At 54.1% G+C, this 17,873-nt stretch carries 15 protein-coding genes and 1 pseudogene; 8 read left to right on the top strand and 8 right to left on the bottom strand.

Annotated elements, in window-relative coordinates; all coding sequences use genetic code 11:
- Positions 1–167 precede the first annotated feature (167 nt).
- Positions 168–1,094: a LysR family transcriptional regulator gene (locus tag ABIE16_RS12165; protein WP_429521245.1), complete on the top strand. Its 927-nt coding sequence runs from the start codon at positions 168–170 to the stop codon at positions 1,092–1,094.
- 51 nt (positions 1,095–1,145) lie between these two features.
- Here ABIE16_RS12165 and ABIE16_RS12160 read toward each other — a convergent pair whose 3' ends face one another.
- The 4 genes from ABIE16_RS12160 to ABIE16_RS12145 all read right to left on the bottom strand — a co-directional run bounded on the left by ABIE16_RS12160 (position 1,146) and on the right by ABIE16_RS12145 (position 5,074).
- Positions 1,146–2,102, bottom strand: coding sequence for a 2-hydroxyacid dehydrogenase (locus ABIE16_RS12160; protein WP_429521244.1), 957 nt, complete (start codon positions 2,100–2,102; stop codon positions 1,146–1,148).
- A gap of 33 nt (positions 2,103–2,135) precedes the next feature.
- Positions 2,136–2,894 carry an SDR family oxidoreductase gene (locus tag ABIE16_RS12155; protein WP_429521243.1) on the bottom strand — a complete coding sequence of 253 codons (759 nt, stop codon included), beginning with the start codon at positions 2,892–2,894 and terminating at the stop codon, positions 2,136–2,138.
- A gap of 38 nt (positions 2,895–2,932) precedes the next feature.
- Positions 2,933–3,625, bottom strand: a complete 693-nt coding sequence (locus ABIE16_RS12150) for a fumarylacetoacetate hydrolase family protein (RefSeq protein ID WP_429521242.1) — start codon at positions 3,623–3,625, stop codon at positions 2,933–2,935.
- 99 nt (positions 3,626–3,724) lie between these two features.
- Positions 3,725–5,074, bottom strand: coding sequence for an MFS transporter (locus tag ABIE16_RS12145; protein WP_429521241.1), 1,350 nt, complete (start codon positions 5,072–5,074; stop codon positions 3,725–3,727).
- A gap of 585 nt (positions 5,075–5,659) precedes the next feature.
- On the opposite strand from ABIE16_RS12145, the gene ABIE16_RS12140 reads away from it, so the two are divergent.
- Entirely contained in the window at positions 5,660–6,592 is a 933-nt protein-coding gene (locus ABIE16_RS12140; protein WP_429521240.1) for a helix-turn-helix transcriptional regulator, read from the top strand.
- Between the two features lie 341 nt (positions 6,593–6,933).
- Here ABIE16_RS12140 and ABIE16_RS12135 read toward each other — a convergent pair.
- The 3 genes and pseudogenes from ABIE16_RS12135 to ABIE16_RS12125 all read right to left on the bottom strand — a co-directional run.
- Positions 6,934–7,107, bottom strand: a pseudogene (locus ABIE16_RS12135) (VOC family protein); the annotation flags it as partial.
- A 710-nt stretch (positions 7,108–7,817) separates the two neighbouring features.
- Positions 7,818–8,435 carry an exonuclease domain-containing protein gene (locus ABIE16_RS12130; RefSeq protein ID WP_429521239.1) on the bottom strand — a complete coding sequence of 206 codons (618 nt, stop codon included), beginning with the start codon at positions 8,433–8,435 and terminating at the stop codon, positions 7,818–7,820.
- A gap of 100 nt (positions 8,436–8,535) precedes the next feature.
- Positions 8,536–8,778, bottom strand: coding sequence for a type II toxin-antitoxin system PrlF family antitoxin (locus ABIE16_RS12125; RefSeq protein WP_429521238.1), 243 nt, complete (start codon positions 8,776–8,778; stop codon positions 8,536–8,538).
- A gap of 179 nt (positions 8,779–8,957) precedes the next feature.
- Here ABIE16_RS12125 and ABIE16_RS12120 point away from each other — a divergent pair, with 179 nt between their 5' ends.
- Positions 8,958–9,188: an AbrB/MazE/SpoVT family DNA-binding domain-containing protein gene (locus tag ABIE16_RS12120; protein ID WP_429521237.1), complete on the top strand. Its 231-nt coding sequence runs from the start codon at positions 8,958–8,960 to the stop codon at positions 9,186–9,188.
- A 134-nt stretch (positions 9,189–9,322) separates the two neighbouring features.
- On the opposite strand, the gene ABIE16_RS12115 is transcribed toward ABIE16_RS12120, so the two are convergent.
- Positions 9,323–9,511, bottom strand: coding sequence for an AbrB/MazE/SpoVT family DNA-binding domain-containing protein (locus ABIE16_RS12115; RefSeq protein WP_429521428.1), 189 nt, complete (start codon positions 9,509–9,511; stop codon positions 9,323–9,325).
- 346 nt (positions 9,512–9,857) lie between these two features.
- Here ABIE16_RS12115 and ABIE16_RS12110 point away from each other — a divergent pair, with 346 nt between their 5' ends.
- The 5 genes from ABIE16_RS12110 to ABIE16_RS12090 all read left to right on the top strand — a co-directional run bounded on the left by ABIE16_RS12110 (position 9,858) and on the right by ABIE16_RS12090 (position 17,380).
- Positions 9,858–10,523 (top strand): hypothetical protein, encoded by a 666-nt coding sequence (locus ABIE16_RS12110; RefSeq protein WP_429521236.1) that lies wholly within the window; start codon positions 9,858–9,860, stop codon positions 10,521–10,523.
- Positions 10,524–10,794: 271 nt separating this feature from the next.
- Entirely contained in the window at positions 10,795–11,940 is a 1,146-nt protein-coding gene (locus tag ABIE16_RS12105; RefSeq protein ID WP_429521235.1) for a CBASS cGAMP synthase, read from the top strand.
- Between the two features lie 7 nt (positions 11,941–11,947).
- Positions 11,948–13,582, top strand: a complete 1,635-nt coding sequence (locus tag ABIE16_RS12100) for a ThiF family adenylyltransferase (protein ID WP_429521427.1) — start codon at positions 11,948–11,950, stop codon at positions 13,580–13,582.
- A complete protein-coding gene (locus ABIE16_RS12095; RefSeq protein ID WP_429521234.1) occupies positions 13,570–14,076 on the top strand; it encodes a Mov34/MPN/PAD-1 family protein in 507 nt (168 codons plus the stop codon). Before ABIE16_RS12100 ends, ABIE16_RS12095 begins: the two co-directional genes overlap by 13 nt.
- A 223-nt stretch (positions 14,077–14,299) precedes the next feature.
- Complete coding sequence (locus ABIE16_RS12090; RefSeq protein WP_429521233.1) at positions 14,300–17,380, top strand: TrlF family AAA-like ATPase; 3,081 nt, start codon at positions 14,300–14,302, stop codon at positions 17,378–17,380.
- Positions 17,381–17,873: the final 493 nt, after the last annotated feature.

The raw sequence follows: 17,873 nt of genomic DNA, 5'->3' as shown, positions 1-17,873 counted from the left end.
CGCGCCGTGGGTGAGTTGCGTCCTCAATACTCAACGTCCATCATGCGCTGTCACTGTCGGGTAGGGCTGGGCTCACGAGCCGTGAACAGCCTCGGAGGGAGAGATGCTGGGGTTGCAGGAAACTCTATGCGATTTGAGCTGTAAACAGGTCGAAAAGGACGGTAGGGATGGACAAACTTTCAAACATGTCTGTGTTCGTAAAAGTCGTTGAGATGGGCAGTTTTACTGCGGTGGCAAACCATCTCGACTCGACAGTCGGCAATGTGTCCCGAGCCGTTTCTGCGCTCGAAAAAATGCTCGATGCCCGCCTGCTGCAAAGGTCGACCCGACGTCTTTCAGTGACTGACGCAGGTCGACGATTTTATGAACGCTGTACGACGATTTTGGCCGATCTTGACAACGCTGAAGCCGAGGCCAGTAATTCGATACTGGAACCCAAGGGCACGCTACGTGTTCATAGCGTGCCTGGTCTTGCGCGTCATCTCGTGACCTGCGCCATCCTTGAATACCGCAGAGCGTTTCCGGAAGTCACCGTAGATTTGCTGCTGTCGCAACGGATGCCGAATCTACTGGAAGACCAATTGGACGTTTCAATTTTGATTGCCAGAACTCTGCCGGACTCAGCGTACGTCAGCCAGAAGATAGGGGTCAGTCATTGCGTGCTGGTCGCATCTCCCGATTATTTGGCACAGCATGTGGCGCCACTAAAGCCAGAAGATCTCAACGATCATCAGTGCCTGTTGCTGGGAACGGTTGATTACGCGCGGGATGAGTGGCAGCTAAAGAGCAAGACCGGCACCGCCACTTTCGTGCCCACCGGGCCAAGCTTTAGTGTGAATGATATGGACGCAATGGCCGTCGCTATTCGATCCGGAGCGGGGATAGGTTTGTTGGCTGGATTCTCGGCCATCGACGATTTACGCTCGGGGAAACTCGTGCGGGTTTTACCTGAGTACCATACCTACGAGCGCAATGTTTATGCGGTCTACACTTCCCGGCAGTTTGTCGATGCGAAGATCACGCGCTTCATCGAAGTACTGAAAGCGCATGTAGGCAGCCAATTGGCAGCCACTGCAAGAGAGCTCATCGATTGATGACCCCAGGCCACCTCTGAAGGATCGCTACTCCTCCAGGGTGGCCAATGTTCAGCCAGTCACACAGCCCTGCGGTATTTTCCCGGCAAAACTGTCAACCAGGCTCGCCACCACCATCTCGCCCATTCGCGTTCGGGTCTGCAGCGTCGCGCTGGCGCGGTGTGGCTGCAGCACTACTTGCTCGTTGCCGAACAGTGCCTCTGGAACGTTCGGCTCGTCGACAAACACATCCAGCGCCGCACCTGCGATCTCACCTGCTTCAAGCGCAGCCACCAGATCAGTCTCGTTGACGAGTTTGCCACGAGCCACGTTGATCAAATACCCGCCCTTACCCAGAGCTTGCAGCACCTGGGCATCGATGATGGCTTCAGCCTTGTCGGCGGCGGCCGCGAGAATCAGCGCATCGCTGTTGCTGGCCAGTTGTTGAAGATCGGCGATGAAAGTGTGGTTCACATCGCTCATCGGCTGCAGATCGGTGTAACTGATCGGGCAGCCGAACGCCGCTGCGCGGGTCGCCACTGCCCGGCCGACCCGGCCCATGCCGACGATGCCGATGCGCATGCCGGAGACTTGGCGGGCTAACGGCAACGGTGCCAACGGCCTGCCGCTGTGGGGCCATTGGCCCGAGCGTACGTAACGATCACTGGTGCACAACCCACGACACACGGCAATCAACAATCCAATCGCCAGATCGGCGACATCTTCGGTCAGCGCGCCGATGGTCGCGGTCACGCGGATCCCGCGATCCCGGGCGTAGGCTAGATCCACCGCATCGGTGCCCACGCCGTTGACCGCGACCACTTCCAGATTGGGCAACTGCGCCATCAACGTCTGGCTGATGCCGGTATGCCCACCGGTGATCACGCCGCGAATATTCACGCCATGCGCCTGCAAATAGGCCGGCTTGTCGGCCTGCTCGAAGTAACGTCTGACCGTAAACAGTTCATCGAGCCGGGTGTTGATTTCAGGGATCAGGATCGGGCTGAGCTGCAAGACTTCTGGCTTCATGTAAACCTCGAATAACGAAATGGAATGGCGAGTTCAGCCGCGACCGGCAAACGGCATGGCAGTGGCCATGACCGTCATGTTCAGGACGTTCGCTTCCAGCGGCAGACCGGCGATGTAGCGCACGGCATCGGCCACATGCTTGACGTCCACCATTGGTTCTATCGCGATGGTGCCATTGGCCTGGCGCACGCCTTTGGTCATGCGCACCGACATTTCGGTCAGTGCGTTACCGATGTCTATCTGACTGCAGGCGATGTTGAATTCTCGCCCGTCCAGGGCCAGTGACTTGGTCAGTCCCAGCACCGCATGTTTGCTGGCGGTGTAAGCGCTGCTGAACGGTCGTGGGGTATGGGCTGAAATCGAACCGTTGTTGATGATGCGACCGCCTTGTGGCAGTTGCCGGCGCATCAATCCGAAGGCGCCGCGGGCACAGAGGAAAACGCCGTTGAGGTTGGTGTCGATCACGTTTCGCCACTGCTCGAATGTCAGTTCATCCAGTGGAACGGCGGGGGCATTGACCCCGGCGTTGTTGAACACAACGTCCAGGCGTCCGTACACCTCCGCGATGGTTGCAAACAGTGCATCGACACTGGCCGGATCGCGCACATCGGTGGGCACTGCCAACGCTTCGCGTTCTTCGCTGGCCGCCAGTTCGACCAGGGCTTGCAATGGCTCCGGTCGGCGCCCGGCCAACACCAGGGTGAAGCCGTCGGCCAACAAACTGAGGGCCACGGCGCGGCCGATTCCGCTGCCGGCGCCAGTCACCAGGGCTACTTTCAAAGGACTCTTCATGTTGTTTTCTCCTTATTCAATTCGAGGGGATGCCGGGGTCAAGGACGCTGACCGACGCGCATTTCCAGTTGACCGATGCCATCGATTCCGGCGTTGATAATGTCGCCGGGTTGCAGCACATCGACCCCTGCCGGGCTGCCGGTCATGATCAGGTCGCCGGCTCTGAGAGCTACGCATTGTGAGATACGGCTGATGATTTCACTGACAGACCAGATCTGGCTGTCGAGGCTGTCGCGCTGGCGTTCCTCGCCATTGACGTTCAACCACAACTCCCCATCGGGATGCCCTGTGCGAGTGACCTGCACAATGGCGGTCATGGGTGCGGCGCCGTCGAATACCTTGGCACCTTCCCAAGGCAAACCATTGCTCTTGGCCAAGCGCTGGACATCACGGCGAGTCAAGTCGAGTCCGGCGGCGTAGCCCCAGACATATGCCAGGGCCTGGCTCTCCGGAATGTTCGCGCCACCTTCACCAATGGCCACAACCAGTTCGATTTCGTGGGCGAACTCTTCGGTCAACGGCGGGAACGCCACTTCACCCTGCGCATCAATCACGTTGCTCGCCGGTTTCATGAAGAACACAGGCGGTTGGCGGGACTGGCCTTGGGTGTCTGGCCAGGGGTAGTTGCGGCCGACGCAAAAAACCCGGCCAACGGGAAAGCGCTGCTGGCTGCCGGCGACCGGTAAGGTCACGGGCAAATCCGGAGTGAAAACGTATTCGGTCATAGTCATTTTTGTCGTTGTCCTGTTGGAAGCATCAGCCTAAGGCGGCTTCGTTTTGCGAAGTTGGACGAAAGCCGCTTGATGTTGGAGAAAAACGCTTTTCTAAGCTCAGCGCGTCTTGAGTTCGATGCGATACAAGCGACCGAGGAGCAACGAGTAGGACAAGGTGCCAATCAGCGCCACGCCGCCAATGAACCAGAAGGCGTAGGCAAACGTGCCGGTCGCGTGGACGATGCCGCCGATCACGATCGGGGTGACGATCCCGCCGATATTGGCGGCCAGACTGGTGACCCCGCCGGTCAGGCCGATCAGTTCCTTGGGCGCCACTTCCGACACTGCGGCCCACGACGATGAAGCGATGCCCTGGGCGAAAAAGGCGATGGTCAGCACGGCAATGCAGATCACGTTCGAGTCGGTGAAATTCACCAGGACGATCGACATCCCCAGCATCGATCCGACGACCAAGGGCAGCTTTCGAGCGAAAGACATTGAATAGCCGCGACGGATAAGCAGGTCGGAGACGATGCCGGCGAGCAAAATGCCGACCGTCGCGCCTACGAACGGCAGTACCGCGAAAATCCCGGCCTTGATCATGGTCAGCTTGCGTTCTTCGATCAGGTACGTCGGGAACCAGGTGAGGAAGAAGTACAGCGCCGAGGTGCTGGCGAACTTGCCGATGCAAATTGCCCAGATCTGCCGATAGCTGAACAGCTCGGCGATCTGCCGCCAGTTGAACCGGGTACGTTCCTGGCTGCTCTTGACCAGGCCGCCGCCGGATTCAATGTACTTCAGTTCTTCCTGGCTGACTTTTTTGCAGTTCAACGGATCGCGGTACAAGTACAGCCAGGCCACACCGAAGACGATGCCGAGTGCCCCGGTGCTGTAGAACACGTGGCGCCAGTCATAGGTTGTCGCCAGCCATAACAGCACGCCGGTAAACAGCGCCGTGCCCAGATACTGGCCGCACACGTAAATGCTGCTGGCCATGCCCCGTTCCCGGGCTGGGAACCACACCGTCACTGCGCGACTGTTGGCCGGAAACGCTGGAGCTTCCATGGCGCCGACCGCCAGTCGCAGCCCGAACAGCGACGCAAAGCCCGTGGCAAAGCCCTGGCACACGGTGACGGTCGACCAACTGATCAGCGATACGCCGTAGGTAAATCGGGAGCCGAAGCGATCGGCCACAAACCCGGCGGGCACCAGGGCGAGCGCGTAAGTCCAGGCAAACGCGGAAAAAATCAGGCCCATTTCGATCTTGTCCAGGCCCAGATCCTTGGCAAGGAACGGTGCCGCAATCGAAATGTTCACCCGGTCGATGTAGTTGATGATGGTTGCAATCAGCAGTAGCGAAAGCATGAACCAGCGCCGACGCGTTGGCAGTCGCTGAGGCAGCACGGCGTCCCGGGCGCCGCCACCCACCGACGGTGCGGTGGACGGGGAGGTATGCGAGTTCGACATGAGTAGACCTTTTTATTGTTAGAAGAATCGAGATGTTCGCGCGCAGCCGAAGCCCATGCCTCCGGGGTCGGGGCAGAGCAATCGCTATTTGAATGAGAGGCGCGGACAGCCGCTGTCAGGCGCTCAGAGACGCCTTCGGCCAGGGGCATTCGGGGGAGGAGTCGAGAGGGAGAAATGCTGGTTCATGAGTGCGCACCTTTTGATTGTTTTTGGAAGGGTCGGGCTGCATTGGCTATCACAGTGGTCGTACAACCAAACAAAATCAACGGAGGCGTTAGATCGTTTTTTCTCTTGAAAACAGCTGTTAACGCAGGTGTCCAAGAAACACAAAATCAGCAATTATCCATTTTTCTGTTGGGTTCTAGACTTATCTATTTGTTTTAAAACACTTTATTTTTTTTGGGTGGGCGTTATTTTTTGGACAGTCGACGTAGCACACACTCATACAATTATTTTTATGATTTCTGTTGTCATCCTATGACCTGTTGAGATCGGCGTACTTAGCCTTCACAATCAGCTGTATCGCCGCCTGCTTCGCGAGTGCGGCCACAACCTGTCAATGCGCCTGCCGAGGATCTTCAGGAGATGCTTTCACCGAGCCAAGTCCCCACCTATGTCATGCAGCAACGCAGCGAGCTGACGGACTTCTACATCCGCGACAAAAAGGGACGCAAGGCCGAAACCAGTCCGCATCGACACGAGTACTTCCAGATCCAGGTCAACCTCGGCGGCGATACCGTGCAGCACATCGGCAGCGTCGAGCGCCCGTTTCCGCGCAACACCCTGGCCTTCATCCTGCCGCATCGGGTGCACGTGATTCCGCACCCGGCCGACAGCAGCTTCATTGTGATCAACTTTTCCCAGACCTTTCTGCTGCCGCACTTGCAGTGCGACCCGATGGATCTGGAGGAAGTCTCGATTCTCCTGGCGCCCGAGTTGTCGCCGTTTCGCTTTCAGGAACACCTGGATTTCATTCTGGGCGATGAGGAATTCGCCAAGGTCTGTGCATTGATCGAACAGATGCGCGTGCTGGATGAAAACCGTCAGTTTGGCACCCGCGAGATGCTCAAGGGCTTGCTGCTGCAATTGATAGGCAGCGTCTGCGTCCTGTATGCCGAGCCACTCAAGCGCCTGGCCGAAGACAATGCCGCCGAAGTCAGCCGGCGCGACGCGCTGAGTAGGATGTCCGAATACTTGCGCAAGAACATTGCTGACCCCGATCTCAACCTGATCAAAGTGGCTGCCGCGACCTACCTGTCACCGACGTATCTGACGCACTGGTTGCGTAAGGAAATCGGAAAGACTTTCACCGAACTGGTGCTCGAACGCAGGATGCACGCGGCGCGCAATTATTTGCTCAACGGCACGCGACCAGTGGGGGAGGTGGCGAGATTATGCGGTTTCGCTGATGAAGCTTATTTCTCCCGACGCTTTCGCCAGATACATGGCCAGCCCCCGGGACAATTCAGACGCCAGCAACTCAATCCAGACACGCCGCAATCACCGTCCAATACGTGAAAGATTGTCGGGCAGAAAGTTTTGCTCAGACTCAGTGGTATTTGGGATATACGATCCTGTATCTCACTAGATAACCAGTCAACGTTTGGCATGGCAGAGGGCGCCGACTGCCAACGGTTTTACGGATCAGCACCTCGCCAAGTTCACGTGGCCATCCTTTGCGTGTGCCGAGCGCAATGCCACTCAGCCGTTACACCTCGTGGAAGATGAGAGAGGAGGTTGAGTTCAAATCAGTCTCGGTTTGAGTCATGGCATCCTCATAGCGCTGTTACGAGGTTGATAAAGGAATTAGCCGTCAATGGGGCTCGATCCTTCAGGCAAGGCCTGGCTCATGATGTGGTTACCAACATGAAGCGCTCTTGGCCCATCAGCGCGATCGCGTAGCGCACATGCAGACCATCTCGTTCCCAGACAAGCGTTTTGGAGATCCTGGCGTTAAGTATCTGCGCGTAGTAAGCACAGGCTTCATCGAGATTGTTGACCAGTACATCTACGTGACTGAATTTCAGATCCATTTGCAGTCCTCCTGTTGAAACGGCGTCCATGGTAAACACGCCATAACGTTTTCCTCGATGCGTCGCTGATCGAACACTTTTATCCAAAGTCGTAGTGGAATATCAAAACGACGCTGGTAATGTCCCGGCCCACGTTCGCCAAACCATTAAGGGATGGAGGCGAAAATAGAAGCCCTGGAGCCGCGAACCTCCGGGGCTTTGTTTTTTCTGCTCAGCAACCACGTAGGCAATCAACATATAGCTTCACAGCGGGCTGACGTGTCCGGCTCCGGAAGCGTGGTTTTGAGTCATCGCATGCTGTGGTGCGACGTAAGTGGAGAGGTCGCTCCTTCGGGCCAATGGGCCCGGCTCACCGACTGGTTTTGCGGATTTGATGGAGGCCTGTATCCCCCGTCGTGCCTGGGATGTACGGAAGGTAACGTCGAAAAAATTCCGATATTTTTGCGTATTTAAACCGGATTAGGCCGAACCAATTCAGCCCTTCGTGGTTCTGTGATCGATACACTCGTTGAACAGCGTATCCGTGAGATGGTGGAACAGCCCGCGCATGAGCCAGGGCACCATTCACACGATCGGAGTCGAGCATTCGCTCGGGAGTCAGACCTTCTCAACCGCTTAGGTAGTTACGATGCGGGGCACGTCAGCTATGTCGTAAGCAGTACCTAGGCTGATTGTTAATGGCGCTCCTTTGGGCAGCGCCCGGCTTAAAGTCAGGCGAGCATCTCAATAACGATGGTCGCGACATTTCGAGCATCGTCAATGCCTCGGTGGTAGGTACCCTGCCAAACCAACCCCATCCACTCTACAGTTTGCTTGAGCCCTTTCGGCTGATTGTCGTACAGACCTTTGTGCCACTTCCTTGCGTTGAAGTGCTGTAGGCCTTCGAGCAGGGAACGGCACGCGGCAAAGCCAGCATCGCGCTCAAGCTGTCTTGCATCGTAGTCACCCCATGACGCCCAAGCCGCGTTTGGATAACGCGCAGTGAACGTTCGTAACTCTTCGCCAACCTCTCGATAGGTTCGGGCAGCATCCACGTCGGGTTGTTGAATGGACGTAAGCTTTTTGCAGAACTCGGTCAGGGTAGGATTGATCTGAGGCCTGACGAAGCGCTGGAATTCGTCGACGATTTCAAGTGACTCCAAATCAATCACCACCAGGCCAATCTCAATTGTTTCCATCTGCTCGGGGGCGACTGTGAGCGAACGTGGCGGCTCAGATTTCTCAATCTCATCGCAGGTTGCCTCAAGGTCTACGCAATACAGATAGCGGTATGGCGCAAGGAGGTTTTGGATAGCTTGGAGATGAAGAAGTTTTGCTTCGATGCTCATGGCATGGGAAACCTTACTTGGAGTTTGTACAGGTTACGAGCCATCCAGCTCTCGCTCCATCCTGACTGCAGGCGCCGTCCATTGCGCCAGCGCCGAGCATTCATTCATCATCCGCTGAGAGCGGTGAGTTGATGTCAACATCGATATAGCCGATCAAAGAATCGAGGCGAACCTGGAGAGTTGAATCGAGGGCGATCAGCTTCCCAGGGTTACCCAGGATGTCGTCCTCTAACAGCGTCAGAAACTCGCAAAGCTCCTGGTCATTTTTTGAAGCGTCTGTGCCATCCGTCTCACTGCGAGAAAGGATCGTGGATACGGATGAAGCAGGATTTGAGTCGTTCATGGAACTGACATTATCCGCGCTTGAAGCGCTTGTCATGCGCCGAGTGTGGATTTCGAAAGAAGCTCCTTTGGTTGTCGCTTCTTCGGGCCAAAGCCCGGCTCGCCCCCATGTCTTGACGTTATGTGGCCTACCGTACAGCTCGACTATCATGTAAGTGCTTAATCGCGTAGGTATCCATCATGGCTACTGCCACCGTGAACGCTAAAGGCCAAATCACCATCCCTGTCCAGGAACGGGCTGCTCTAGGCCTGCAACCAGGAGATGAGGTCGAATTCGTCAATCTAGAAAATGGCCAGTTCGCCATGGTGGCAGCAACGTATTCCGTTCAGCGACTGAAGGGCATGATTCGCAAACCGAAGGTCATCGTGAGTATTGATGACATGAACCCAGTTTTTGCACTGAAGGAGTAATTGCTCGTCGATAGTGTTTCACTGGGAGAAAGGCTTGCTACGGTTTGTCTCGCGTTTCATTCCAAGGCGGATTCTGAGATGGGTTGTTGCTATCGCGTTTTCGGGCCTAAGGCCCGGCTCGTAGAACGACTGCTTTATTTCGCCTCTGCGTTGCCAGGCTGTCCGCTACTCCAGGCTTCAGTGAGCTCGTCTATTCGATCCGCGATTTGCGGCTTTTTCGATAGGACTAGGCAACGCGTGTTGCCGACAAATTCTTCTATCAGATACACAGCGTCGCCGACATCCAGCTCGAGCTCTTGCAACGTCTCATCGGGAATCCGAATCGCACCGTCACCATCTCACTCTTCGATGATGATTTTCTTAGGTGGTTTTCTCACGTATGGAATCCATTGCTTCGAATCGCCAATGGTAACGTGCTTTTGCAGACAGGCTTAGAGCGCGGCGAGCAAATGTTCGAGCGGTTCACGCTCCCAGGCGTTCAATGTTCGACATGCGACAGTATCGCGTTTGGATGCTCGATTCAGCAGCCTTGAAAAGGATGATACTTACCATGGGACGGAATGCTGAAAATTGGGGCAGTAGAGGGATGACTGATCAGAGCCATTTATGGCGATACACCTCGCACGTGCGCTATGTTACTGGCCGGCATCGCCTTTCAAGGATCGTTCCATGTATCAAATTTTTGGCGTGAAGAACATGCTCGCCTGGTTCACGACTCTTTGTGGAGCCATACTCCTAATAAGAGTGTGGTTCTTGGGTTATAAATTTGACGGTTCGATGGCAGATGGATGGAAACTGATCTCTTCATCGATAGCATACGGAACCCTGTTGGTTTTCGTGGTAGGACAGACAAAACTGTTTTCTTACCTATGCCGCGCTCCGCTGATCAAGAGCTTTTTTCCGCCTATCGACGGCATTTGGGAGGCTGAGCTGAATTCAAACTGGACGAAAATCCAAGAGCTGCAGGGACAGTCGCCCGCGCATTCGGCTAAGCCTTTGATGGCCCAAGTCACCATAAATTCCACCCTGTTTTTCGTGCGAATAAATCTGACCAGCGCCGACAGGTACTCAAGGTCGAAAACCATCCACGTAACCGTTTCCCGTGACGCGCAGGATTCCAGCGTGCAATTGAATTACATGTATATCAACGAAACGGATGTTCCTCTGCCTACCGACAGTCCAACTCACAACGGGGCTGCCCGTTTGAACGTCCACAATGAAGGCCCCGAAATCTGGATGGATGGTACGTACTGGACGGATCGCAAGTGGTCAGAGGGACTCAACACAGCGGGGCGAATCACTTTGCGTAGGAAGGTTGCTCTCTCAGGCTCATGAGCATTGCTTATGGCGAGTAGGTAAGTGACATGCTCCACTGTCTTACTCCCTCGAATTGATAACCGGATGGACGTTGCTAGGCCGCACAGGTTTGACACGTATTGTTACGTATTCAACATGTAGTGTTTTTGGTGTTTGTGTTGCCCTATATGTTGTGTGATGGCACTATGAGCTCAAACGGTTGGCCGGTTTCTACCTGACTTTTCAGCATGAAGCTCTATGGCCATTGACGCTTTTCGTGTGCGCCGCTCGGTGGCAGTTGGAGGGATTCATGCTCAACCTAAGTGCTCTATTTTTCACCACCCTTGATCAACCTCATTTCCACGATGAGTTGGATCTCACTGCGGAGGAGAAGGCTTTCATTTCGGCAGCCAAAACCGAAGTGAGGAATGCTCTTCGCAGGAATCTCTCCGAAAGCATTTCTTTGGAATTGCGGAAGCACGGACTACCGTCGCAGACAATTGAACCGAAGTTTTACATTCAGGGGTCATGGGCCTACAAGACACTCAACAGGCCGTGCCAAACACCTCCTCAGCAATCTGATCTGGATGATGGCGTTTACTTGCCCATGAGTATCGTCAAAGAGCAGGGCCGTCCGAGTATTGCAAGTGCTCTGTTCTTCGAAGCTGCGGAGCTTTCTCTTCGCGACCTCGCAAATGAGAACAACTGGGAGGTGATCCAAAAGCCTACCTGCATTCGCATCGAGATTTCTGATTTCGCCCATATCGATACTCCGCTGTACGCGATTCCTGATGACGAGTTCATGCTGTTGAAAGCATCCATGGAGGAGCGCAGTCATGCAGTTTTCGATTCAGCCATGAGTACTGTCCCTGATCGCTGGGCGGCACTGCCTACGGATAAGGTGCTTCTCGCGCACCGGACGGATAATTGGCTTAAGTCTGACCCACGAGCGATGAATGACTGGTTCGTTCAAGAGGTTGAGGACAAGGGCAAGCAGTTCCGGCGCGTGGTGCGTTACCTCAAGGCATTTCGCGATATGCAGTGGCCTGAGCGCGGGCCGAGCTCCATCTTGCTGATGGCGGCGACAGCGTTAATTTTTGAGGGACGCCACGCACGCGATGACTTAGCTCTAGTGGATGTCCTTGAAAAGCTGCCTGGCGTTCTTCGGGAAGGGGTTAAGAGTCCCATTGACGATGCCGCTTCCTTGACCAAAGCGCTATCAGACGAAGAATTGGAGGAGGCCGCTCTTAAATTTGAAGAGTTTCATAAGTATTTGCGATCAGCGATCAATTGCCCTGATAAAGACCAAGCCTGCGTTTGGGTTGGGCACATGCTCGGCGATCGTTTTCCAAACCGGCCTGACCTGGTCGTCGCCGCCACGGTCGCGAGTGTGGTCACCTCAGCTGCTGCGGAACCCGGGCCATTGGAGCTAGCAAAAACTACGAAGGCAGGATAATCGAGTGATGGAAGTGATTCCTGAGCTAATAGCGGCGTTTCGTGAGATCGGGTTCGTGCGGTCAGCGCGTCAAACGCCAGGTGGGCTGCTCATATTAGAAGGGCCACTCAAAACCTCACTTGGGGATTTCGATTGCCTCGTTGGCATTGATCGTCAATTCCGCCGTTTACCACAAATACAGCTAATTACTATCCCTACCCAGCTGCCGCCGCTAGCACCTCATATTAACGGCGCCGGCGGAATTTGCTATGCCATACCCGGAACTATTGTCTTCGACATTTTTGATCCTGTAGGTCAAACGTTGCTGTGCGTACGCCAAGCGGCTCACGTTCTGGACATGGTATTGCAGGGAAAGATGGTCGAAGACCTGGAGGAAGAGTTTTTTGCCTCCTGGTTTGACCTTCACTGCTACATGGATGTTGACGATCGGCAGACAGGTGTCATTTCTGCAGTCTCAATTCAAGATGGAAATGGTGTCTTTCGGCGTAATGATGTGGTTGCGACGGACGATGTGCAACGCACAAGCCGTAAGCTGGACAGCTTGGGCGTCACATTTGAAGAGATGAGCTGCAAAGTATACAAAATCAGTACAACCGCGAAACCCAGACCGTACCAAAGTGAATGGCCTCCCAAGACTGTTGGTGAGCTAGTGAACTGGCAGTACGAGCTTGATCACACGGCTCGGGCGAAGCTGTTGGAGGCAGTCAAGAAGGGCGTTCGCTCACGCTTTATGGCGGTTGTAGTGATTATCGAGTCGCCGTTAATGAACTACGGAGTGCATATCAGCCTGCCGCAATCTGATGAGCGCAGACTCCTCAAGCAGCCACCAGCGGCTCTTCAGCATATTTATCGCCTACCTATCACGCAGGTCGCCATTTTCAGGCTGGATGATGAATACATCGCGCAGAGAAACACACCTGGCTGCACGACTCTGTCGGGGCTTCGCATAGCATTGGTCGGCTGCGGCACGATAGGAGGCTATCTGGCAGAAGCGCTTGTAAAAGCTGGTGCGGGAATCGGTGGCGGTTCTGTCGCTCTAGTCGATAAGGAATCGTTGCAGCCAGGAAATCTCGGCAGGCACCGACTCGGGTTCTCCGAACTTTATAAACCTAAAGCTACCGCTTTAAAGGTGGAGCTTGAGCGAATAATGCCGTCTGCAAAAATCATTGCATGTCCCAAGGACGTTCGAGATTTGACGCTGGGGGAGTTCGATCTGCTGATTGATGCTACAGGTGAGGAGTCATTGGGGTATTGGCTCGCGGCTCGTTACCATTCTCAAGTTCCTACCTTGAGCGTTTGGATTGAAGGCGCAGGTGTTGCCGTGCGATCGCTTCTAAAGCGGCCGGGCGATGGAGCTTGCTATCGTTGTTTGTGCGACTACAACAAAACGTCTCGGTACCGATCAGTGCAGGAAGAGTTAGAGCCCGTTTTTGCTGGGCAAGGGTGCGAGGGACTTTACGTGCCATTCTCTGCGGTAGTGTCCGTCCAAGCAGCGTGCCTTGGAGTAGAAGCAGCGCTTCGATGGGCCGGAGGATCCGCTCATGAAGCACTGCGAACTCGAGTATTGTCACCGGACTATGTGTCAGCCACCCCGGATTGCTCGCCGGAAACACGCCCAGGCTGCCCCGCATGCTCGAACTAAATAGTTGGGTGACGTCAGATCAGCGTCACTTTATCCATCTGAGTCCTGAGGTTCTTGCGACAGTCCTCAGGTATGTCCAGATCGGTAGCCAAGATCCCGAGTCTGGAGGCATTCTTCTGGGAAAAGTACGTGCGGGGAACTTAGAGATCATCGAAGCCACCGAGCCCACGCGCAAAGATTGGCGCTCCCGATTTTTCTTTGTTCGTCATCAACGAGACCACCAAAAAGTCGTCAAGCGACGGTGGGAGGAGAGTCAAGGCCAGATCAGATACCTTGGTGAGTGGCACACGCACCCCGAAGATTTTCCAGCGCCTTCTGGTACTGATTTAAGAGAGTGGAGAATCCTCGCTGAGTCCCGAATAGATGGCAGGCCGTTGCTTGCAGTGATCGTCGGACGTGGAGGCTTGCATGTTGAATACATGCATGCCGATGGACAGCGAATCTTACTGACCCATTTTCTCGAAGCTTGTCATTCAGTTGCTCCGACCGAGTGAGTGAAACCAATTGAGAGCATATATATCGCAATGTGCGTCCGGATATATTAGGCGGTGTAAACCGCCTGCCGGCGATCAGTGAATTTTCTAGCGGCTATACGTTTTTACTACTTGCACGGGCCAAATTTGTGCATTTCTCGGCAGAAGTCGCTTCGATGAGCTTTCCTGAGTGGCGGAAGGAGCTTCACGATGAGGCTCTGATCGGGATATCGGGGAAAGTGCAATGCCAGTAATTTTGCAGGGTTCGACATGGAAAAAATGGGATCTTCACGTCCACACCCCTGAGTCACTGGTTCACCACTATCCCGGTGAAAATGAGGCGGCATGGGAGGCTTTTCTATCCGATCTAGAGGCGTTGCCACCCGAGTTCAAAGTCTTAGGCATCAATGACTATCTGTTTGTCGATGGTTATGCCCGTGTTTTGGAGGAGCGGCGGAAGGGCCGTCTTCCGAATATTGAGCTTGTTCTTCCTGTCGTGGAGCTACGACTAGATAAATTTGGTGGAATTCTTGAGCAAAGCGAGGAGGGATACAGGCCTTCGAATTGGAGTCGTATCAACCTCCATGTCGTTTTCGATCAGGTCGACCCACAACTCATTCGTGAGCAATTTATGCCTGCCATTTCTCAGGGGTACTCCCTCGTACCTGGATCCCCTGGCGACCGTTGGGCCGGAGTCATTACTAGGGCTAATCTGATTGAGCTTGGGGAGCGTGTAGTTGCCTCAATGCCAGAAGCTATGCGGGGCAGGGCTCCCTCACCTCTAAAGGTCGGTTTCAATAACCTCAACGTTAGCTTTGAGGCTGTTCGGGCAGCTCTCAAGACGCAGCACTTTGATGGTAAGCACATCATTGCGATGGGCAAGAGCGAGTGGGACAGTCTGCGCTGGAACGATCATACGATCGCGGACAAGAAGACGATTATTAACGAAGCCGATCTAGTATTCACTGCTGCAGCCAATCCTGAGGCCTACGTGAGGGCTCGTGATGGGTTAAAGGCTGCTCAGGTCAATGCGCGCCTTCTTGATTGCTCAGATGCTCACTCGCTCAGCACCTCGAACGACAAAGACCGTGTTGGAAACTGTTTCACTTGGATCAAGGCTGACTCAACATTTCAGGGTCTCCTTCAAGCTATCCATGAGTTCGATGATCGCGTGTACGTAGGCGATGCCCCGCCCAAACGAATGAAGGTTGAACAGAACAAAACCAAATTTATACGCTCAATCAAGGTGGAGAAGGTCGCAGGCTCAGATCTTCCCGAGCCCTGGTTTGATTTGGACATCCCGCTCAACCCCGATTTGGTGGCGATCATCGGTAACAAAGGCAGTGGTAAAAGCGCTCTATCCGATGTCATCGCGTTGGTCGGCAACACAAAGCACTATGCGAAGTGTTCATTCCTTAAAAACACGCGGTTTCGTAGCCCGAAGCGCAAATTCGCGGAAAATTTTTTGGGTTCATTGACTTGGCTTGATGGCTCTGTGATGGAGAAAACCTTGCAGGAGGATCCTGAGCCAAGCAGCGTCGAGCGGGTCAAGTATCTTCCACAAAGCTACTTGGAAGATTTGTGCAATGAATTAGGTGAGGGCGGATCTTCAACCTTTGATGCAGAGCTGCGAAAAATTATTTATTCCCACGTGCCCGAGGAGGAGCGGCTCGGCAAGGCGTCTATGGACGAACTCCTAGATTTCAAGGTCGCAGAAATTGAGCAGGCTCGCAAAGGCGTGAGGGAAAGCATCACCAAGATTAATGCGGAAATCATTGAGGCGGAGCGACGGTCTACAAATGATTTTTTGAGATCGTTGCAAGAATTAATCGCGGCCAAGCAGGGAGAGATCACTGCGTTGGAGGAGGCCCAGCCACAACCGGTGCTCGACCCAAGTGCATCACCTGAAGCTCTGGCTGAGTCAAAGCAAGCGGCTGAGCAGGTAGATGCTCTGGAGGGCGAGGGCCGCAATATTGAAGCTGAGGAGGCGGCGCTCAAGAGCACAAGAGCGTCGGTGCTTAAAAGAGAAGCGATTGCCAAGAGAGTTTCTACCGCCTTGACGAATTACGGCAAGCAGCATGCGACCTTCGTTACGGAATTGAAAGATTTACTCGCTGATCTGGATGTAGAGTTGCCGATCGACTCCTTGGTGCAATTGAAAGTTAATGCCGGGCCGCTCGATGCTATCGCTGCAGCGGCTCAAGCACAGGTGGCTGCGATTGATGCAGACTTGAAAAACGAAGAGCAGGGCAGTATTTCACAGCGTAGGTCGATCGCTGCGGCCCAGCTTGTTGAGGCCAAAAGTAAACTCGGAGAGGCGCAGCGACTTTATGTGCTCTACAAAGAAAATCTAGCGAGCTGGGAGCGCGCTAAAGCAGAGCTGATTGGATCACCAGATAAGCTAGGTAGCCTTTTGCAGCTGCAAGCTGAAATTGCTTCCTTGGCACATTTGCCAGAGCAGCAAGCGAGGCTTCGTGCTGAACGCTCCGAAAAGACTCGTGAGATGCATGGCTTGATTCAGGCAATGGTTGATGAGTTCAGCCGACTCTATCTCCCTGTGCAGCGCTTCGTTAATTCAGAGGAGCAGCGTGAGCTCAATTTACCTCTAGATTTCCAGGTTCGGATCGAAGAAAAAGGTTTTTCCGACCAACTACTGAGGCGCATCAACCAAAGGGTCAGAGGATCCTTCATGGGAGTCGATGAGAGCTCTCAGATGCTTCGCAACTTATTGTTGGCTGCCAGCTTCGAAACGGCGGATGAGGCCGTGGCCTTTGCAGACGAGATTGATGATTTGCTTCATTTTGATCGTCGAGAAGGAATGCCTGTGAAACAGACTCTCTTGACCGACCAGCTCGCGAGAACCGTGACTGCACAGGAGTTGTTGGATTATTTGTATTGCCTGGATTACCTGGCTCCCCAGTACTCATTGACTTACGAGGGACAGGAGATCGGGCAGCTTTCACCCGGCGAACGCGGCCTGCTTCTTCTGGTTTTCTACCTTCTAGTGGATGAGGATGATATTCCGATTGTTATTGATCAGCCTGAAGAGAACCTGGACAACCAGACTATTTTTCGAGTTCTGGTGAAGTGCATCAAGCGCGCAAAGGAGCGTCGCCAGGTAATCATGGTGACTCACAACCCAAACCTCGCCGTGGTCTGCGATGCTGAGCAGATCATCCATGCCGCCTGCGACAAGGCCGCTAGTCGATTCGATTATGAGGCAGGGGCGATAGAGCATCCTCAGATCAAAGCGCGTGTGGTCGAAATCCTTGAGGGCACGGAGCCAGCTTTCAAGAACCGGCAAGGTAAGTATCGATTGCAGTAAACCAATGGCAGACATGCGCGCAGCACTAAGCCGTTGGCCTTCGTGATACGGGCATAAGAAGTGCTGTCGACCACATCTACCTCATAACTCGCATAGCAAGGCTGAAGGACATGATGGAGCAACTTGATCGAGCTAGGCGTTATCTGCATAAGATTGAGCGTCAGTATGCAGGCCTCTTTTCATCGTCTGGGCACGATGAGCAGGAATATTTCGATGACGTAATATCGTTTTTCATCCATTGCTATCACGTTAGAGACTGGGCCCTACACGAGGATGACTCATATGTTAGCGCGCGCGTGGTTGATTCGTTCATTGACTCCCATCAGGCCCTTAAAATTTGTGCAGATTTAGCAAATGGCTTGAAGCATTGCAAACTCACACGCTCTATGCGCACAGGGCATCAGCCGTCCGTCACGGATCGGCAAACCCAAGCCTCGACATGGCTCACAGGAAATGGTGGAGGTGAAGTCTTACAGTGCAGTTACCGAGTAAC

The organism is Pseudomonas sp. 2725 (assembly GCF_050434585.1).
GTDB lineage: Bacteria > Pseudomonadota > Gammaproteobacteria > Pseudomonadales > Pseudomonadaceae > Aquipseudomonas > Aquipseudomonas jessenii.
Note: the sequence above shows the minus strand (reverse complement) of the source record. Positions and strands in the feature narration are given on the sequence as shown.